Origin of the sequence: Pleurocapsa sp. PCC 7319, assembly GCF_000332195.1 — a bacterium.
Taxonomy (GTDB): domain Bacteria; phylum Cyanobacteriota; class Cyanobacteriia; order Cyanobacteriales; family Xenococcaceae; genus Waterburya.
The window spans coordinates 1-19,348 of the sequence record NZ_KB235918.1; the positions used below are offsets into that span (position 1 = coordinate 1).

Annotated in this window: 23 protein-coding genes; 8 read left to right on the forward strand and 15 right to left on the reverse strand. The window is 37.6% G+C overall.

All coding sequences use genetic code 11. The features are described from left to right. The first annotated feature begins 197 nt into the window (after positions 1-197). Together PLEUR7319_RS0100995 and PLEUR7319_RS0101000 are read left to right on the forward strand one after the other, a co-directional pair. The gene (locus PLEUR7319_RS0100995; RefSeq protein WP_036798275.1) at positions 198-557 is read left to right on the forward strand and encodes a hypothetical protein; all 360 of its coding nucleotides are present in this window, start codon (positions 198-200) and stop codon (positions 555-557) included. Between the two features lie 28 nt (positions 558-585). Next, entirely contained in the window at positions 586-1,176 is a 591-nt protein-coding gene (locus PLEUR7319_RS0101000; protein ID WP_036798290.1) for a DNA-3-methyladenine glycosylase I, read from the forward strand. 26 nt (positions 1,177-1,202) lie between these two features. Here PLEUR7319_RS0101000 and PLEUR7319_RS0101005 read toward each other — a convergent pair whose 3' ends face one another. Together PLEUR7319_RS0101005 and PLEUR7319_RS0101010 are read right to left on the reverse strand one after the other, a co-directional pair. Then, the gene (locus PLEUR7319_RS0101005; RefSeq protein ID WP_019503337.1) at positions 1,203-1,850 is read right to left on the reverse strand and encodes a hypothetical protein; all 648 of its coding nucleotides are present in this window, start codon (positions 1,848-1,850) and stop codon (positions 1,203-1,205) included. After that, complete coding sequence (locus tag PLEUR7319_RS0101010; protein WP_019503338.1) at positions 1,851-2,051, reverse strand: hypothetical protein; 201 nt, start codon at positions 2,049-2,051, stop codon at positions 1,851-1,853. Between the two features lie 79 nt (positions 2,052-2,130). Here PLEUR7319_RS0101010 and PLEUR7319_RS0101015 point away from each other — a divergent pair, with 79 nt between their 5' ends. Next, complete coding sequence (locus PLEUR7319_RS0101015) at positions 2,131-2,364, forward strand: hypothetical protein (RefSeq protein ID WP_019503339.1); 234 nt, start codon at positions 2,131-2,133, stop codon at positions 2,362-2,364. Positions 2,365-2,374: 10 nt separating this feature from the next. Here the strand turns inward: PLEUR7319_RS0101015 and PLEUR7319_RS0101020 are convergent, their stop codons facing one another. After that, positions 2,375-3,433: a tyrosine-type recombinase/integrase gene (locus tag PLEUR7319_RS0101020; RefSeq protein ID WP_019503340.1), complete on the reverse strand. Its 1,059-nt coding sequence runs from the start codon at positions 3,431-3,433 to the stop codon at positions 2,375-2,377. 92 nt (positions 3,434-3,525) lie between these two features. Here PLEUR7319_RS0101020 and PLEUR7319_RS33705 point away from each other — a divergent pair, with 92 nt between their 5' ends. Next, a complete protein-coding gene (locus tag PLEUR7319_RS33705) occupies positions 3,526-4,299 on the forward strand; it encodes a hypothetical protein (RefSeq protein WP_144054213.1) in 774 nt (257 codons plus the stop codon). A gap of 16 nt (positions 4,300-4,315) precedes the next feature. On the opposite strand, the gene PLEUR7319_RS0101030 is transcribed toward PLEUR7319_RS33705, so the two are convergent. Continuing rightward, positions 4,316-4,618, reverse strand: coding sequence for a hypothetical protein (locus PLEUR7319_RS0101030; RefSeq protein ID WP_237743492.1), 303 nt, complete (start codon positions 4,616-4,618; stop codon positions 4,316-4,318). Positions 4,619-4,750: 132 nt separating this feature from the next. Here PLEUR7319_RS0101030 and PLEUR7319_RS0101035 point away from each other — a divergent pair, with 132 nt between their 5' ends. After that, positions 4,751-5,347, forward strand: coding sequence for a hypothetical protein (locus PLEUR7319_RS0101035; RefSeq protein ID WP_019503343.1), 597 nt, complete (start codon positions 4,751-4,753; stop codon positions 5,345-5,347). Between the two features lie 98 nt (positions 5,348-5,445). Here PLEUR7319_RS0101035 and PLEUR7319_RS0101040 read toward each other — a convergent pair whose 3' ends face one another. Continuing rightward, a complete protein-coding gene (locus PLEUR7319_RS0101040; RefSeq protein WP_019503344.1) occupies positions 5,446-6,870 on the reverse strand; it encodes a replication initiation protein in 1,425 nt (474 codons plus the stop codon). Positions 6,871-7,321: 451 nt separating this feature from the next. On the opposite strand from PLEUR7319_RS0101040, the gene PLEUR7319_RS37640 reads away from it, so the two are divergent. From PLEUR7319_RS37640 to PLEUR7319_RS0101055, 3 genes are all read left to right on the forward strand, one after another. After that, complete coding sequence (locus tag PLEUR7319_RS37640; protein WP_019503345.1) at positions 7,322-8,335, forward strand: DNA-primase RepB domain-containing protein; 1,014 nt, start codon at positions 7,322-7,324, stop codon at positions 8,333-8,335. Positions 8,336-8,463: 128 nt separating this feature from the next. Continuing rightward, positions 8,464-8,709: a WGR domain-containing protein gene (locus PLEUR7319_RS33715; protein ID WP_019503346.1), complete on the forward strand. Its 246-nt coding sequence runs from the start codon at positions 8,464-8,466 to the stop codon at positions 8,707-8,709. 195 nt (positions 8,710-8,904) lie between these two features. Next, positions 8,905-9,141 carry a hypothetical protein gene (locus tag PLEUR7319_RS0101055; protein WP_019503347.1) on the forward strand — a complete coding sequence of 79 codons (237 nt, stop codon included), beginning with the start codon at positions 8,905-8,907 and terminating at the stop codon, positions 9,139-9,141. A 30-nt stretch (positions 9,142-9,171) separates the two neighbouring features. Here the strand turns inward: PLEUR7319_RS0101055 and PLEUR7319_RS0101060 are convergent, their stop codons facing one another. From PLEUR7319_RS0101060 to PLEUR7319_RS0101105, 10 genes are all read right to left on the reverse strand, one after another. Continuing rightward, entirely contained in the window at positions 9,172-9,690 is a 519-nt protein-coding gene (locus PLEUR7319_RS0101060) for a hypothetical protein (RefSeq protein WP_019503348.1), read from the reverse strand. Positions 9,691-9,738: 48 nt separating this feature from the next. Continuing rightward, positions 9,739-10,647 (reverse strand): serine/threonine-protein kinase, encoded by a 909-nt coding sequence (locus PLEUR7319_RS0101065; RefSeq protein WP_019503349.1) that lies wholly within the window; start codon positions 10,645-10,647, stop codon positions 9,739-9,741. Positions 10,648-10,649: 2 nt separating this feature from the next. Further along, positions 10,650-12,263: a serine/threonine-protein kinase gene (locus PLEUR7319_RS42405; RefSeq protein ID WP_019503350.1), complete on the reverse strand. Its 1,614-nt coding sequence runs from the start codon at positions 12,261-12,263 to the stop codon at positions 10,650-10,652. 88 nt (positions 12,264-12,351) lie between these two features. After that, positions 12,352-12,690, reverse strand: coding sequence for a hypothetical protein (locus PLEUR7319_RS0101075; protein ID WP_026102234.1), 339 nt, complete (start codon positions 12,688-12,690; stop codon positions 12,352-12,354). A gap of 167 nt (positions 12,691-12,857) precedes the next feature. After that, positions 12,858-13,727: a serine/threonine-protein kinase gene (locus PLEUR7319_RS0101080; RefSeq protein ID WP_019503352.1), complete on the reverse strand. Its 870-nt coding sequence runs from the start codon at positions 13,725-13,727 to the stop codon at positions 12,858-12,860. Between the two features lie 111 nt (positions 13,728-13,838). Continuing rightward, positions 13,839-15,194: a serine/threonine-protein kinase gene (locus PLEUR7319_RS0101085; RefSeq protein WP_019503353.1), complete on the reverse strand. Its 1,356-nt coding sequence runs from the start codon at positions 15,192-15,194 to the stop codon at positions 13,839-13,841. 69 nt (positions 15,195-15,263) lie between these two features. Then, positions 15,264-16,637 carry a serine/threonine-protein kinase gene (locus PLEUR7319_RS0101090; RefSeq protein WP_019503354.1) on the reverse strand — a complete coding sequence of 458 codons (1,374 nt, stop codon included), beginning with the start codon at positions 16,635-16,637 and terminating at the stop codon, positions 15,264-15,266. Positions 16,638-16,732: 95 nt separating this feature from the next. Beyond that, a complete protein-coding gene (locus tag PLEUR7319_RS0101095) occupies positions 16,733-16,954 on the reverse strand; it encodes a hypothetical protein (protein ID WP_144054214.1) in 222 nt (73 codons plus the stop codon). A gap of 401 nt (positions 16,955-17,355) precedes the next feature. Further along, a complete protein-coding gene (locus PLEUR7319_RS0101100) occupies positions 17,356-18,468 on the reverse strand; it encodes an RRXRR domain-containing protein (RefSeq protein ID WP_019503356.1) in 1,113 nt (370 codons plus the stop codon). A 159-nt stretch (positions 18,469-18,627) separates the two neighbouring features. Further along, complete coding sequence (locus tag PLEUR7319_RS0101105) at positions 18,628-19,344, reverse strand: serine/threonine-protein kinase (protein ID WP_019503357.1); 717 nt, start codon at positions 19,342-19,344, stop codon at positions 18,628-18,630. Positions 19,345-19,348 lie beyond the last annotated feature (4 nt).

The window sequence follows — 19,348 nt, forward strand, 5'->3', positions numbered from 1 at the left end:
GTCAGTCAGAGTAAGCTTTTGAGGGAGATGTTGCACTATTTTACATGTATCTCGGCTCTCCCCCAGTTTAGCTTTCATGGTAATAACAGGGTTGGAAATAACGATTATCTTAAATATTGATTAGCTATTTATTGCGCTATCAGATCGAATATCTTCGTTGTAGAACAATAGAAAAAGATACCCAGCTTAAAACAATTATGAATGTTACCAAAATAGAAAGAGAATCGACGGAAAATGCTTTTGTTGGGACTTGGCATATTGATGAAATGTCTGAGTGGGACGAAGATTATTTCAATATGGACGTTCGAGCCTTTGTTGAAATTCAGTCCAATAGTTCTGGTGAATTTCAGTTTGGATTGGTCAGTGGCAATCTTGACGGCTATATCGAAAACATCAGAGGAAAAGAGAGACTTTCCTTTAGCTGGGAAGGCTGTGACGAAATGGATGAAGCTAGTGGTAGCGGTTGGCTGGAATTAGAAAGTCCCGACCAAATTCAAGGCACGATAGCGTTTCACTATGGAGATCGTTCTACATTTGAAGCCCATAGAGCTGACTAGAGTTTTTTTTGGTTATGGAGATAATTTTTTGAACAGATGTGCTTGCCTAAAAGATAGCCCCCTAGAAATTGCTTATCACGATAATGAGTGGGGCGTTCCCGTGACCGATGACCGAAAGCTATTTGAATTCTTGATTCTTGAAGGGGCGCAAGCTGGTTTGAGTTGGAGTACGGTTCTAAAGAAACGGGAGAACTACCGTCAAGCCTTTGCCAACTTTGACCCCAAACGAGTAGCTCAGTTTGATGACCATAAACAGGAAAAACTAAAACAGAATCCTGGCATTATCCGTAACAAGCTCAAAATAGCTTCAGCAGTAACTAATGCTCGTTTATTTCTTGATATACAGGCAGAATACGGTAGTTTTGCCAGCTATATTTGGCAGTTTGTTGAGGGTAAGCCAATCCAAAATCGCTGGGAGAATTTAGAACAAGTTCCTGCTACTTCTCCTCAATCTGAGGCGATGAGTAAAGAGTTAAAGAAACGAGGATTTAAGTTTGTTGGTTCTACGATTTGCTATGCCTATATGCAGGCTACGGGAATGGTTAACGACCATACAACTAATTGTTTTCGCTATGAAAAAATTAGCGCGATGAAACCCGTAGTTAACGTTGAGCATTAAATAATCATCGCGATTTCATAAATCATTCAAAGCTTTTTATACCAGTCAGTCTGTTGTCTTGGCTCGAAGTAACCAATAATACAATTAGGATTGACAATACAAAGCTGGATATGGTTTTTGTTGAGAAACCCCGCGCCTGGATATAGTTCATTACCTTCTGGGAACATACCTCTAACTGAATCGATAAAGTTAGGATGGCACTGTATTTGTTTCTTGTTTTCACCACTCATATCGGACAGTCCCAGTTCTTCGGCAATTCCTTCATTATTGAGTTGATGCAGCCTTAAAATGACTTGGCAATCCAATTCTCGAACAAAACTTACTCCATTAACAAGTACTCGATTTTGGGGTATAGCTTTGCCAACTTGTTGAAATTCTGTTTCTAATATTGTGTATATAGTCTTAACAGTTTGAATATGTTCGTAGTCGAGTAAATCGAGACAGTTACCTAGTTTAATGAATGCGCCGACTACTGCTGGCTCTGAAATATTTTTACTAGCTTTTGCCCACTGCAAGGCACGCTGATAGCTACCTTCCCAAAAGTAAATTCCATGTCCGAGCCAATCATAGTCATTTTCACTTTTAACAAGAGCTTCGCCATGCTTGATGACTCTATCGGCAACAGAGCGATCGCATCCGTGAAAACCAACGACAATTTCTGGGGAAACGTACACTTAGTTAGGGAAATTAAATTTACGAACGTTTCCTTGCTCGTCTAGAATGCCAGATTCAGTCAAAGAACGAATAATATACTCTTTGGAAGTATCATTTAACTCTACTTGAGTAAGATGAGCCTGTTTTGGAGGATTGGATTTTATTGGTTTGCCCTGGAGAGCAGCTAATCTCCGTTCCAGAGTTTCTTGTAGGTCGAACATTATCAGTTAGAAAGGATTCTCTTAGCTATAGTTTAACCTGTTATCAACAAGAAGTTAGACCGATCGGGTTATTTGAATCATGAAGAATCCATTTGATAAAAAGTACCCAAATATTGCCCGTTGGGTCGAAGAACATGAAGGTGTACTTGAGCTTGGTTATGACGTAGATAGCCCAATAAATTCTTTTGTTCGGGCTATTGATTGTGGAGGAATGCCTTGGTCTGGAAAAAATAGCTACGAAAGTATTGATGCTGCGCTACTTGATGCGGATAATGCCCTGGCTGAAGTTTTGAAGGATATTTATGGAGAATAAATTCTAAAGATTAAAAAGTTATGTCAATCTTGGCAGCAGGATTATTCTCATGGGAATTAAGAACGTGGGTATAGATCGCAGTAGTTTTAGGGTCGCTATGACCCAGAAAATCCTGCACTTCTCTTAGATCCGAACCATTTCTCAATGCTAATGTACCAGCCGTATGGCGGAGACTATGGGGTGAAAGACTTCGCTCTAGATCGGTGTGTTTTAGATTACATTTTTCTAGATAGCCATCAATAACATGACTGATGCCACTTCTAGATAAACGTTGACCGTAACGACGATTAGATAAAGAGATAAACAATGGACGGTCAGCATTTACCTTTTCTCCACTTTGAGCGCGAGCTTGACGATACTCTACTATTTCCTGAGCTAGATCGGGGCGTAAAATAGCAGTTCTAATGCTGTTTTTACCATCCAGCTTAAGATAATGCTGACCTCCCGATTGGCTAATATCTCCCAGATTAACCCGATACATTTCGACGCTGCGACAACCTTGGAGAGCCATACAAGCTAGTAGAATGCGATCGCGCAATACCTGTACTTGGGCAATTTTATCTCCACGAATTTTGTAAGTAGGAGCGACGCTATCAAATATCTGCTGTAACTCTTCCTCGGTTAGATACTTAATGGTGCTACCAACTTCTCGCTTTTCCCTTGGTGCTTTTACCCCGACGACAGGATTGTCCTTGACCAGTTTTTCTGCCAAACAAGCGGTATAGAAGTGCTTGATAGAGATTAGAGATAAACGTATTGTGGGGGATGTTTTGCTACCATCAACCAAATGTTTGCGGTATTCTAGAATATTTTCCTTGGTAATAAGGGCTGGATAAAGCTCCCGCTCTCTGCACCAACTAAGAAATTGATGAACCCGACTGCGGTAGGTTTTAACTGTATCGTTACTGGCATGACCATCAGCGATAGTTAGGTTAAGATATCTCTCAAAACAGTCCCGCATTGCCTTCACCGTAGGTAAAGTAGAGACAATAGCTAAGGAACGATTACCTCGATCGTATTTTCTTTGGCTCGAACGTCGAATAGCCATACCTTCTTCCCAAGCAAACATACACGAAAATCTTACAGCATAGAATAGGTGTTATTTGCACTAAAAGCTGTAAACTGGACTAGTAATTAGAGGAAATCAGGACATATTCTCGGTTGTATGTTCTCTCACCACAAGAAGCGGAGCTTAGGGATAAATTAGAGCATCAGGTACGGACGGGGTTCGTGCTTCGAGGTCAGGCACTACGGATGATTAAGCGACTTGGGTTATATCGCGATCGCTTTGATAATTTTGAATCTTATTGTGAATCGGTATTTGGTTTTACGATGCTTTACATCGAGCGATGTATGACCGCAGCCGAGACTTATTTCTTAATTGAAGAATATCTAAAGACCCAAGGTCTAAATGACCCAAAACCAACTAAACAAAAGCAATTGCGACCAATTTTCCAGGCTCATTTAAGTCCAATTGAAGCTGGTGAAGTTTGGGTAATGGCAGTGGAAATTGCTCAGGGTCAAGTACCTTCTTATTCGATTGTCAAATCGGCAGTTAAGGCTTATCTCAAGCAGAAATATCCGCCTGTTAATCCTTTTTCAATTGGCGAGATATGTCGCATTAAATCGGGAGTTCCAGGTAAACAGAATTGTTGGTGCGTCGTAGCGGAAGTTAGTCAAGATGAGTGCGTGGTAGATACTTGGGACGATCGGTTTGTGGTTTCGGTTGATGACCTAATGCCCATGAAGTTCACATCTCAAGAATCGGAACAAATGCTGGATTTAGGCGCGAGAATGACGGCTTTATCTGAGGTTGGGGAATTAGATGAAGCAGCTACCTGGTTATTAAAGGGGTTAGAAAAGCTTAATCGCAGCCAGCTTAATTCTCTGGAGGAACGGTTGCTGATGGTGCTTGAGGAGGTCTATTTAGATTAAAGGCAATCCAAAACAACTAAAATAGCGTCTTGATTAAATAGGTATCGATGTAATCTTTAGAAACAATCAAGCTTGCTCCTGTTAGTTCGGATACTCGTTTTAACGCTTCGGGTTTCTTGCCGTTTTGCGCCAGTTGTCTTAATTCTTGTTCGACACTTCTGGGAAGACGAATAATTCTTCTTTTAGCATCGTAAGGATAAGGTGGTTTCTGAGATTTATCCTTTTGTGATTGATGTAAGGTGTCTAGCTGTTTTAGTAGAGGTATGGGGTAATCGCGCTTCTTGATTTTCCTGGTGACAAAATCAGATTCCATTGTCATTTTCTGACTCTAAATGCTTATTTACTAATGGTATCGAACTTAGAAGATGTGAAAACAATAGACACAATGAAGCTGTTGCTTTTAAGTAATCCATAACACTCCTGAAGACTGATTATTAGGTTTTAAGGAATTATGACGAATATAAACCGTCAAGAGGTTGCGGAGTATTTAGCAGATTATAATGTGCCAGAATTTCTGATTGATTTAATTTGCGAAGATGAATCGGGAGAGAAACTGGTACGGGGTTGGCATCAAGCAGAGCTTGAGTTCCGTTTTAAGGTACTTTCAGCTATCGAGCGGTTGGATTTATATGCTGATGGTCGTAGGATTGAGCATTTCATCTGGGATGCCGTCAGCGAACATCCGCGATCCTTTATCTCCCATGAGATAGAGTACCTTAAAAGCAATAGCATCTTTCGCTCGGAGATTGTTTTTTGGTATGAATCTAACAATAGCGACGGCTGCTGGTCGGATGAAAATGTAAAGTTAATCCAAGAATTTCAACGCCAAGCTGCGGTTGAGAAAGTGTTAGCTGATGCGGAACTTTTTTGCCCTATTTGGGACGCAGAACAGTATCGAGATAGTTTAGGCATTAGCGAGATTGAGGCATCTGAAATGATTCGCATCTCTAAGATTGAGCCAGCCCGTAGAACTGTTGAGGAATGGCGGTTTTTAGAGCGGATCTGGCAAGTGGGTTATTTCCAGGCAGTTACTAAGCCCGATTTTTAATTGCTAGCTGAGGACTGATAAAGGTTTGATTATTATCGGTCTTCCCTATAAATCCGTTCCAAGATCGACTAAATTAGCGATCGCATCCTCAATAAGTCTTAAGTTTTCAGCAGTAGATCGACTTTTTTTTCTGACAGTCCCATTTTATTAACTAACCACCACCGAAAACGTCGATCGCGTACAACTACCCTACTAGCAAAATCGTCGCGCTGGGAATCAAAGTAAGGAATAAACATCCGAGGCAATTCAGAGAGTATTTCTCGGTCTATTTCCTCAATTTGAGATGGTTCTAGTCCGTCAAAATAAATAGTAAATTCTGTTTCCAGGGCTTTTTTATATTCTTTCCTCTTCTCTTGTTCGATTCGTTTTTTTTCCTGAGAATGCTGTACCTGCTTCTGCTTTGCTTTTCTGGCTTTAAACTCAGCAATAGCCCTGGCTTTGTGTTTGACTAACCCACCAAAGAAATCGGGTCGGTTTTTGTAGTGACAAATTATCGATATTATCTCCTTGGCATCTTCCAAACTATCGATGCCCAACATGAAAGCTGCTGCTTTCCCTAAATCTTGATGAGATACATCATCTGGGGATATTGCCACGCCATTTCTCGCCCGTTCAAAGTGGATGACTAATTTTGCTACCTCCTCGGTATCCGATAGAAGTTGAGACGTTTCTGGTAAGGGTTTTGGGGGACTAATTTTTAGCTGTCTGATTTTTTTTAACTGGCTTTCTTTTTCCAGTCGTTCGGGAGTTTTGGCTAAAAAGAACTTGACCCCAGCCACCTTCCTCTTTTTAGCAGTAACGGTTTCATACTCAACTTTAAAGGTAGACTGCATCGAATTGGTGTTAATTTCATCCACTGCTGGATCTAAAACTCTCTGTTTAAAATGACTCCAGCGAGCATATTCATTATTTCTAATTGATAAGACTTCTTTGAGGTCATCGAGACTAATCTGGATAAACCGTTCTGCTTTATTGGGTACGAGGGAGGGATTAAACTTGTCCATGCCCACTTTTGATTCCAGGAATTGATAGAGGCTTACCGCATATTTGCCACTCAATCCAATCAGAAAGTAGGTATCCAAGCGAGCAAAACAATTTGCCGATAAGATAGCCTGAGCCAATATTTCGGGGATTTGAAAGTAGATATACTCCTTCTCTTCATCTAGGTAGGCACTGGCAAACAGATGGGTAACACCTCGAAGCTTTTCATCTCGATAAACAATCTTGATTTCTGAAAGATTCTCCAGATACTCCCACAGCCAATCCTTATAGCTTTTGGTGCTACAAACCTTTCTAAATACCCCTTTGATTTTGTCAATTTCTATTTTATGGGTATTGGTTTTACCCAGTTCGTGCCACACCGCATGAACCAAGAGAATAAATAGCTTTCGCTCTCTTTCTCTAATTTTGTCTACAACCCTATACTTCATCACATCGGTTGAAATACAAACAGTTGCGGGGGTTTTATCGTCCAAATCCAATGGTTTCCCTGTTGGCTCAATACGGTAATTTCTAGTCTTCATTTCCTCGATCGCTTTAAGGTTATGGTTATCGGACAGCCTATAGTTGCATAAAGAAACACAAGCCTCAACAAAAATGTGTTATGTGGCTTTGATGCCCGAATTTGTGTCTTTATCCCCGAATCTGTGTCCTTAACGCCCAAATATGTGTCTGTATCCCCCGAATCTGTGTCCGTAACGCCCGAATCTGTGTTTTTGACCGCACTTAAAATACTGAAATTATTACTTTTTTCTCCAGGAACAATAGAACATAAAGAACAAAAAGAACACACCCCCCTTTGCCCTACAACTGCCCTGGGTCAGTCGCTACAGTACCGCGTTTTTAGTGTGTGTGTTTTTTTTATTTCGGGTTTTGTCTTGAGGCAGATAGCAGAGGAAACAAATCGTCCTCCCAGAAGCGAGTTAAAGCCGAAATTCGACCATAACAGCCCAAACATCATTAGGGTTGTAAATTATGGTTTCCTTCTTAAATACGGCTTCTCTGGCTGATTATCGCGATGCCCAAGTCAAGCGAGCAAGAGAGCTTTTCCAGGCTCTATCATTTGGTTTACAGTCAATTCAATACGAATTTGTGTTGAAGAACGATTGCAGAGATAAAGCGATCTGGAGCATGAAGACGGCAGAAGAATTCATTGCCAAGATACCAACTATCAATGAACACCTTCAAAAAGACCCATTTCACGTCTGGTTTCGCCCTAACGTAAGCTCTTACATCTTTATCGACGATCTAACCCTAGATCGGGCTAGAATCATGTTCAAAGAAGGCTTCGAGCCGAGTGCGGTGATTGAAACCAGCCCCGACAACTATCAAGTTTGGGTCTGCGTTGCTAATGTTTACATTCGTGCCAGTCACGCTACTACTATCGCTCGTTATTTAGCCGAACGCTTTGGGGGCGACCCTAGCTGCTGTAATTACCGTTATTACGGTCGCATGGTAGGATTTCCCAATGTCAAACAGCAATATCGTACTACTGACGATCGCTATCCCATAACTCGGCTTCACTATGCCCAGCATACCGTCATTAGTAAAAGTCACGAACTGCTGGTTGCTACTAAAGCAAAAGCTAATGCTTGGGAAAAAAGCAGAGAAAGGATTGTAACTGGCGATCTGGACGATCTTTGGCAGGAGTTAAATGATCGCTTGATAGTGGCAAGAAAACTCAATAGGGATAAATCCGCAGATGCAGCAGCAGAAAAGCTTTACCGTTCTATTGAGTCTGCCAAACTGCTTAAGGGCATTGATGTTGCCAAACAACGCAGCGAAACTGATTTAGCGGTAGTTTGCCAGCTAATTCATCGCGGATACTCGACAGAAGCGATCGCTGATGGGGTAAGAAACCATAGCTTTCGCCTAGAAGAGCGCAAAAAAGGTCATGTTGAAGATTATTTACGTCGTACCATCGAACGGGGGTTACTTAATGTGATTGAAGAAAAACAGCAGTCAGAAGAAGTTGCAATGGCAGTATAGGTTTTATTCTCTTGTATGCGGTTCTATGACGAGCCGTATACATTCAATTCCCCAAAGTAACTCAGTTTAATAGTTAATAAAAAGCTAATAGCCATCCCAAGATTACTTTTCGGTTTTATATTTTAAATATGAATACGATTACTTATAAAAGCGATCGCTGGAAAAGTGCTGCTTGGCGCAGAGGAACGCGCTACTACTATTGCCAGCTACAGCAGGACTTATTTGGTAACTGGATTGTTTGTAAGTCCTGGGGCGATGTGCGCTCTAAAAGGGGGAGAGAGATGATAGTTAACTGTACTTGCTACGATGATGCGGTGCAAATATTTTCGGCAGTGGAAAAACGCAGAAAATACAGAAAATATGAAATGGTTTGAGAGGCAAAAGTAAAAAATAAATACTATCTCCTTTTTATTTATTTTTGTTTAAAAAGTATCACAATAAAGCTAATAATTATCTTCTATTATTGTGTAACAAAAGTTATTTTTGAGACTGGCTTTCGACCTTGGTATTGACTAAAAACTCTATAATGTAGATAGTTTCAGGTACTCGCTACATTACAGGTTTTCATCGTGTCTCTCTACATTTTGAACGAACAAATTAAGATTACCTATTGGACAGAATTTAAGGCTCTTGTTGCGGAAGTTAAAGCGATCGCCGAACAAACCAGAAAAGAAAGTAAACGTAAGTCTCATTGCTTTGCTAGCAGTATTGTCGCTCGCAAGATTAAAGATATTATCGCTCCCATTTCTGGTAGTGTTGTAAGGCGATCGCCTATGGCAGTGAGTGAAGTTCAATCGCCTGAATAATTGTTATATGATACAAAATCAATGTTTGACTTATTGGCAAACTCGATCTAAAAAATAATTTATTTCTTGTTCGGCTGTAGTTAGCCAACAACCAAATTGATATTTCTTCGTTTTAGTTCTGAGAATACAGCTTTCTTGATTTGCTTCAACTACAACTGAAATAATCTCATCAGTGCTAATTTCCACTTGCCTTGTAAAAATTCCATAGGCATATTGTATTGTTAGCGATCGCTCATTGAGTTTTAGTTTGATAGTTGGAAATTTATCTTTGATGAAGAAAATAAAATTAACAGTTAATGCAAATAATTCATAGACTAATAGAAATATTGCGATTCCAGTCAATAAAAGTCGAATATAATTAGTATTAGCTATGATATTTGGTGTTATTACAATCAATAAAAACAATATCAAATTAACCATACTAAAAATACCAAGAAAAAAAAGAAAAACTAAGCCATCTGCTGAGATAGCCTTTAGCATTTCTGATAATGTTTTTCCTAGAAAAGCTAAGATTTTTGATAGTTTTATTAATAGTCCTTTTAGATTCAAAAATATTATTTGACTTTCTGAACAATATTTATGCCAATAATGAAAAAATCAGATTTTTTTATAGTTTTCCTCAAAAGAAAAGTTATATTCTAATTGGCTATAATCTCTTTGAGATTTTGCCAATCTAGAAATAATTGCAAAATCTTGGTATTCTTCTTTTAGTATTTGGAGTGCTTGAATTGCCGATTGAAATCGATCCTCTATTATTGGTTCGATCGCCCTAGTTAACCAAGAACAAAAAGTTTTAGATAATTTTACTTCAGAATGAAAATTGATTTTCATCCTTTTTTGAGGTAATTTACTAGGAGATTTAGCAGTTAAGATGAATAATAAACTACAGCCTAAACTATATAAATCTGAAGCAGGAACAACTTTACCTCGATATTGTTCTGGGGGCATATAGCCAAAAGTTCCTACAGATGTACCGTCAATACCGATGGTGTGGCGGTAAACATTTTGCACTGCACCAAAATCGACTAAATAAACTTTGCCGTCATCTCGGCGAATAATATTTTGAGGTTTAATATCGCGATGAATTACTGGTGGTGTAATTGAATGTAGGTAGATCAGAATATCCAATACCTGAGTAGCAATATCTTTTACTTCCTTTTCTGTAGCGTGCCATCCCTGTTGAACTAATTCAGCTAAAGATTTTCCCTCAACTAATTCTTGTACTAAATAAAATCTTCGATCATCTTCGGTATCTAACTGAAAATAATCGAGGTAGTTAGGAATATAAGGATGATTGAGATTAGCTAATACTTTGGCTTCTCGCTCAAATAACTCTAGTATCTTCCAATCTTGTGTTTGACGTAGCGAGACAACCTTTATGGCAACTGGCTGTGAGTTACTTAAATCTATCGCTGCATAGGTAGTTCCCATGCCTCCCTGTCCCAAGATAGTGGTAATTTGGTAACGACTATAAATAATTTCCGTTTGTTGATGTAATGCTTTCATCGTTAGTTTTGAGATGACTCTAAAAAATCAGCTATTTCTTGCGATATCCAGTTAAGTTCTCTAGTATTTAAATCATTAACTATAAAACCTGTGAGAAAATGTTTTAAAGTTGATAAGCGATCGCTATGATTTTTAGAATATGGTAAATTTGTTTTTTCTTGGGAAATAGTAAAAAATGAAAATTTGTGGACAAAATGCATTTTGTTATTTTTTACTCGAACAATATGATTCCCAAAAATGTAGTTTAATATTAACCATAAAATATCTATAGCTAAAACCAAAAGCAGAACATATATTGCTAAATTCATATTTAATCCATACTGGAGCAAAATCGGCGAAATTTTAGTTTGAATAGAAGCAGCAAAAGTAAATATTGAAACGATAAATGGTATTAATAAAAGAATTAAAAATACAGGCTTTGCCATAGCAATTGTTGTTAACATAATTGTGTTGATAATGACAATAATTAGGTTGATTGTCATCGTCATTAAAAGCCGATGAACTCCCCGAAACTTTTGTAATCCAATAAAGTCTGTACGAATCAGAGCTTGAGAAAATATCTTTTTGATTCCTGTAGCGATCGCCCAGAGCAAACTTATAGTTATACTTTTAATTTTTACTGGTATTGTTATTAATATTTCATGGTCTTTATTAATAATATGAATACGACTAAATTTAGGTCGGTTTATTTTTTCTAAAGCCAGATTATTTTTTACTGTTTTAGGTGTATTTTTTTTAAGAGCATAAAAACCATTTGTCTGAGAAGCTTCAAGAGTTTGATTTAAAATATTACCAGAAACAAAAACTTGATAATTTGGTAAGGCTATTAAAGCATTTTCCGCAGACTGAAAACGATCTTCTGCTATTGGTTCAATAATTCTTGTTAGCCATTGAGCAAAACTAGGAGAAATATTAACTCTAGAACTAAAATCAATTCCCATACCTTTCTGAGGTAATTCATGAGGCGATCGATGAGTTAACAAGAATAATAAACTGCATCCTAAGCTATATAAATCCGATGCTGGTATAACTTTGCCCCTTAACTGTTCGGGAGACATATAGCCTAAAGTCCCGACAAAAGTTCCACCGATACCGATCGTATGGCGATACACAGCTTGCACCGCACCGAAATCTACTAGATAGACTTTGCCGTCATCTCGACGAATAATATTTTGGGGCTTGATATCCCGATGAATTACTGATGGATTTAAAGAGTGTAGATAAACTAAAATTTCTAATAATTGTCTGGCAATATCTTGGACTTCCTGTTCTGTAGAATGCCATCCTTGTGTTACTAAATCTGCTAAAGATTTTCCCTCGATTAATTCTTGTACTAGATAAAATTTTCTGTCATTTTCTGTATCTAACTGAAAATAATCAAGATAGTTAGGAATATAGGGATGATTGAGACTAGCTAAAACTGTGGCTTCTCTTTGAAATAACTCCAAGACTTTCCAATCATTAGTCTGATGCAGGGAAACAACTTTAATCGCAACTTCTTGGGAGTTAGTTAAATCTATCGCAGCATAAGTAGTACCCATGCCACCTTGTCCGAGGGTAGTAATAATTTGGTAGCGGTTGGCAATAACTTCTTGTGGTTGATGTAATGTATCCATCGGTTCACCAATACCCTAAGGCTTTAATTTATTTATGGTTATGGACGATTTTTTATGCCAAAAAAGTTGGGAATCATTATTTTTATACTTAGTTTTGCTTTTGCCAAATATACCAATTAGGAGCAACCCAAACCCAGTAACCTGCTTTACCTGTTTGTTCACACCAGCTTCCACCACCCCAATATCCCCAGTCATCAAAATCGCCATAGTTAGAGCGATCGTTGGGACAGTTTAAGACTTGAATTAAATTAGAATATTTTTGATTAGCAGAAGCTAATGCTGGTAATTCTGATTCATTAACAGTAGAAGAGTCTGCAATTAATTGGTCATCAATAGACGTATCTATTTTTGAGCGTTGATCGTTTCTTGACTCTGTTGAGAATTGAGCGACACTTGCTGACGGAGATAGGATATAAATACTTGCCAAGATGAATGTAACGTATGAGATTAGGCGAGATTTACAAGTGAGGCTGAGAAATATATTCATAGAAAACTATTTACAATATGTAGTTGATTAAGTATCAATGCGAGCCCAGGCGATCGCCTGGGCATCTTCCAATCTAGCTTGGCGAATAATCATGAAAAAAATCCAGGCTATAGTAAGTCGATATTTTTGTATGGATCGGTATTTTTGTTACCCAAGTCTCTCCTTTTTGATTTGTGCCATAAACCGAGTAAAGCATCTTCAGCAGACTGAAATCTTTTGTCTATATCAGGTTCGATGAGTCGATCCAACCAGTTGGTAAAATATTGAGATACATTCACCTGAGAACGAAAATCTATCTTCATTCTGGTTTCTGGTAAATCGGTAGGTGATTTTCCAGTTAATAAAAACAAGAGGCTACATCCGAGACTATATAAATCAGAAGCAGGTATAACTTTTCCTCGTAACTGTTCTAAAGGTATATAGCCAAGAGTACCGACAAAAGTATTGCTGATACTGACTGTATTGCGATAAATATCTTGTACCGCACCAAAATCAACCAGATAAACCTTACCATCTGCTTGGCGAATGATATTTTGGGGCTTGATATCGCGATGAATTACTGGTGGTGTAATTGAATGCAGATATACCAGTATTTCCAGCATTTGGATAGCAATATTTTTCGCTTCTACTTCTGTAACTTGCCAATCTGTTTCAATTAATTTCTCCAGAGATTCTCCCGTGACTAATTCTTGTATCAAATAAAATCTTCTATCGTTTTCTGTATCTAACTCAAAATAATCGAGATAATTAGGAATATGAGTATGATCTAGATTAGCTAAAACTTTGGCTTCTCTGGCAAACAATTCTAGGATTTTCCACTCGTTAGCTTGACGCAGCGAGACAACCTTGATGGCAACTCGACGGGAACTATTTAAATCCACCGCAGCATAAGTAGTTCCCATACCACCTTGTCCGAGTATAGTTATAATTTGGTAGCGATCGGCAATAATTTCTGATGATTGATATAAAGTTTTCATGTTTTAATTATTTTTGTTCATAAATCATTATTTAAGCTATGAAAATGTTTTTATAAATGTTGCTTTTAAAACATCATATTGATTTTTTTCTGAATATAATCAATATTTTATTTATTTGATAAATGCAGAAATTTCCTTTACTAAGTAGTTAGCTTCTTCTTCCGTTAAATCATAACCATCTCCAAATTTAAAAACTTCCTCGTCAATGGTGATAGCACAACTATTAATAATTAATGTTGTAGTTTTGCCATTTTTATCTTTGCTTTTGTCTATATCTACATTTAGATTGACAAAATCAATTTCTGAAATATTGCCCCATATATATTTTTCTACCGAACCCATCAGCCCAAAGTCTGTCCACTGTAATCTAAATTTATTATTATTAATTATTAAATAAGTCTTTTTCTTATTTTCATACTGTAATCCTAAAAAAGAAAAATACAACATAATAATCCCAATAAAACAGGCTAAACCAGCTACAAAATCTCCCTGCAATAATCCCAGACCCCAGCCAAAACTCCACACAATACTACAAATAATTCCCAAAATAGGAAAACATCCGAAGCTGTTAGAAGGAATTTCAATCCGTAAGTTTTGTCGGTCTTTTTGGATATTTATCTTAGTATCTATCGGTTGATGAACTTTGGGTATATCAGAATTAATTGAACTTCCACCCCATAATGCTTCCTCAGCAGATTGATAGCGATTATCTACATTTGGTTCCAGTAGTTTATTCAGCCAATTAGCAAAATAAGGAGATACATTTACTTTACTAGTAAAATCAATTTTCATTCGTTGTTGAGGTAACTCATTAGGATTTCTATGGGTTAATAGAAAAATTAAGCTGCATCCCAGGCTATATAAATCAGAAGCAGGAACGACATTACCTCTTAATTGTTCGGGAGACATATAGCCTAAAGTCCCTACAAAAGTTCCACCGATACTGATAGTATTGCGATACACTGCTTGCACTGCACCAAAATCTACAAGATAAACTTGACCGTCATCTCTGCGAAGAATATTTTGTGGTTTAATATCGCGATGAATTACTGGTGGTGTAATTGAATGAAGATAAATCAAAATATCTAAAATTTGTACCGCAATATCTCGTATTTGTTCTTCTGTAGCATGCCAACCTTGTTTGACTAACTCAGCTAAAGATTCTCCTTCAACTAATTCTTGTACTAAATAAAATCTTTTATCATCTTGGCTATCTAACTCAAAATAATCAAGATAGTTAGGGATAAAAGGATGATTGAGGCTGGCTAAAGTTTTAGCTTCTCTCTCAAACAACTCTAAAATTTTCCAGTCGCTAGCCTCTCGTAGAGACACCACTTTAATTGCAACCCGTTGAGAAGTTTCTAAATTTATTGCAGCATAGGTAGTACCCATACCACCTTGTCCTAAAGTAGTGATTATTTGATAGCGATTAGCAATAATTTCTGCTTGTTGATGGAGGGAGGTCATGGCATTTACTATTATTATTTATTATTTGATTTTCAAAGCAACCTCTACTAAATATTTGTTTAGTATTAACTAGCTCCGTATTTGCTCTAAAAAAGCTGATATTTCCTTAACTAACCATTTCGCTTCGCGATCGTTAATATAACCAGCACCAAAATAATATTTTTTCTCTTGTCCTTGTTGGTTAACAGCAATAATTACTTGGCTGACCCTTCCTTTACCCGTTATTAAATTCACCAAAGCTATATTTTGAGTATTACCTTTAGCTTGCTTTTTAGATACTTTAAAAGAAACAGATTCTGTCCATTTTAAGATAAATATTTGGGGATTAATTTCCAAAGAAGAATTCATTCGTATATTGCTATATATACTAAAAAAACAGAAGCTTGCGAGGGCAATACCTACTAAAAAAAAAGGCAATAGAAATAAGAATTTTTTTATTTCAAGATTAATAATAGAGCTAAAAAAACTGGGAAATATAAGAATATCCCACAAAATTGTCAAAGCAATTATAGGAATCTTATCATTATCAAAATTGTGAGACGGAGTTTTAATTAGCAAACTTTGAGAATTTTTTTTGAGAGTAATACGACTACCCTCTGGTTTTTTCAATAGAGGCTTAATATAAGAAACTAAAACATCACCATCTAAAGCTCTTAATGCATCTTCAGCAGACTGATAGCGATCTTCCACTATTGGTTGCAGTATTGTTTCTAACCAATTAGCAAAACCATGAGAAAGATTAACTTGAGAGCTAAAATCGATCGCCATTCCTTTTTGGGGTAAGTCAGTTGGCGATTTGCGGGTTAGTAAAAATAATAAACTGCATCCCAAACTGTATAAATCCGATGCTGGTGTAACATTACCTCGCAAGTGTTCTAGAGACATATAGCCGAGAGTGCCGACGAAAGTGCTACCCAAACTCACGGTATTGCGGTAAACATCTTGTACCGCACCAAAATCTACCAGATAAACTTTGCCATCATCTCGGCGGATAATATTTTGTGGTTTGATATCGCGATGAATTACTGGTGGTGTAATTGAATGAAGATAGATCAGAATATCTAATACTTGTTTGGCAATGTCTTTTACTTCTGCTTCAGTAGCACGCCATCCTTGTTTAACTAATTCAGCTAAAGATTGCCCTTGAACTAATTCTTGTACTAAGTAAAACCTTTTGTCGTCTTTAGTATCTAACTCAAAATAATCAATATAATTCGGAATATAAGGATGATTGAGATTAGCCAATACTTTAGCCTCTCTCTCAAATAGCTCCAGAATTTTCCAGTCATTTGTTTGACGAAGCGAGACAACTTTGATGGCAACTCGTTGGGAACTCTGTAAATCTACCGCAGCGTAAGTAGTCCCCATGCCACCTTGTCCCAGTGTAGTGACAATTTGGTAACGGTTGACAATGATTTCCGCCTGTTGATGTAAGGTTTCCATTATTTTATTAGTAAACCTCTATAATTACCTGAATAATATGTCTGCAAAAGGGTAATTATGCATTTGAATCAAAATTACGAATAAATTTGGCGCATTTATCTACGGATTTGTTCTAAAAAAGCTGATATTTCCCTAGCAAGCCAAATAGCTTCTTGTTGACCAATTAAACCGTTACCAAAATTGAGATATGTTTTTTTGTTGTGTTCCAGAACAACAATAATTACTGTATTTTTGACTCCTTTACCTCTGATCAGACTGATCCAACTGATATCGGCAGTATTCCCTTGATGTTTATATTCTTGTGGAATAACAAACAAATTGAGTTTTCTCGATTTCAACTTAAATTTTTGAGGATTAATTTCTAAAGTTTCATCATGAATCGAAGCAATCTCCAGACTTTGATAGGGAATTTTGATATATAGATTATTAGATCGTATCTTGAGATTGATACGGCTTTTTTCTGGTTTTCTAAAAGTAGCTGGAACATAAGCGATCGCAACCTTATTATCTAAAGCTAAAATCGCATCATTGGCAGATGGAAACCGTTCTTCGACTATTGATTCTAATATTTTTTCTAGCCAATTAGCAAAGCTTTGAGATATGTTGACCTTGGAACGGAAATCAATCCTTAATCCTTTCAGGGGTAATTCATCGAAAAATGTTTGAGTGGATACCCCTTGCTCGCTTTAGCAGGGAGGGGAGGAAACGAAAACCAGTATTAAACTGCAACGGTGAAATTCTTTCCCTGTGTACAAATGAGTTTTGTTGACCGTTGCAACAACCTAACCTTGGATGCAGTGAATTGCCCGATACGTTTCCAGGCTGCATTCGAGATGCTAATCTGCCTAGCTGTATCTCCAGAACACCATCCTTGGGATGTAATTCCAGCTTTAACTCCTTCTACAAAGTCTCCTTTTCGGATACCTTGATGACGAGTAATAGTGCCACCATATTTTCTTCTGTTTCCACCTTTAGAGGGCAACATTAGATGCAGTTGTCTTCTACTAATAGGTGGTCTTCGGATAACCAAAAATGGCGCATCGGTAATAGTTATTTTTCCTTGCCAGCAATGACCTCTGCCACCTGAATTTTCAAAAGGTAAATAATCAATAAATTGAGTTACTGCAAGAACCAAACCGTCAACTGCATGAGTCGCTGGAATAGGTTCTTTCTTATTTAGTTTCTGCTTAGGTAAACCCAAGTGTTTTCTTAGATTGCTCGTTTGCCAACCAAATTTGGTTACGACGGGAGCAATTTTGGATAGTTGTTCGATTGCCCATTTCTGTCCTACCTGAACAGGTGAGAAAGAGCATCCTTTAATTGTTTTAGCCTTTACATATTCGTAGACAATAGAGCTTATTGGATACAACTTAGATAACTCAGAAATAATAGAAATTTCGAGTAACCTATTGGCTTTGATGCTTGGGGCAACACCTTTCTGTCTGCGGTTAGAAAACCTTTTTTGTCTGTGCGCTCTTTGAGAAAATTCAACCTTGCGATTAATTCTTCTTCCTCTTCTAGAACGACGCATCATTAGACGCTGTTCCATGCGATTTTTGACGGTTTCAAAAGGTAGAAATACATGAGCAGTAAAGAGAGTAAACTTGCTGCTTACAAGTCCAATTCCAGAATAAAATTTGCCTGGATCTAGACCTACTGAAATTGATTGCATCTCTCTACCGCTAGGATCTTTAACTAATTGAATATAGTGGACTCCAAGCTTATTCCACTTGCCTACCGCCTTACCATCTCGCACCATTCTTCTGGCACGAGAGCATTTGGTGGGCATTAATGGACTGCCGTTTTTGTCTACAACTGGTACTCTTTGCATTTGGATATAATCCTCGTTTGAGTTTTAGTCCCTTCGACCACCTAATCCAAGATGTCCACCTTTTAGATGAATCTATATCCAGTAGATTTAGAGATAATCCAGACTAGGGAAACATCTGGAAGTCTGTACCAGGATTAGGCTCTTGGTCTATTCAACGTTTCAGCCTACTGGGTTGGGCATTCTCACACCTCGTCTCGTTAGAGCAGGTGTGAGTTGTTGAAGGGGCGTTCGATGGGTTAACAAGAATAATAAACTACACCCTAAGCTATATAAATCTGACGCAGGTACAACTTTCCCGCGCAATTGTTCGGGTGACATATAGCCCAAAGTACCGACAAAAGTTCCACCGATACTAATAGTATTTCGATACACGGCTTGCACTGCACCAAAATCTACTAGATAAACTTTGCCATCTGGTTGGCGAATAATATTTTGCGGTTTAATATCTCGATGAATTACTGGTGGGGCAAGGGAATGCAAGTAAATTAGTATATTTAATACTTGTCTGGCAATGTCTTTTACTTCAACTTCAGTAGCACGCCATCTTTGTTCGACTAATTCAGCTAAAGATTTGCCCTTTACTAATTCTTGTACTAAGTAAAACCTTCTGTCATCTTCGCTATCTAACTCAAAATAATCGAGGTAATTAGGAATATAAGGATGATTAAGGCTAGCTAATACTTGAGCTTCTCTGGCAAATAGCTCTAAGATTTTCCACTCGTTAGATTGACGCAGCGAGACAACCTTGATAGCAACTCGACGGGAACTATTTAAATCAATAGCAGCATAAGTAGTACCCATACCACCTTGTCCGAGTGTATTGACAATTTGGTAGCGATTAGCAATAATTTCTGCTTGTTGATGAAGTAATTTCATTTTT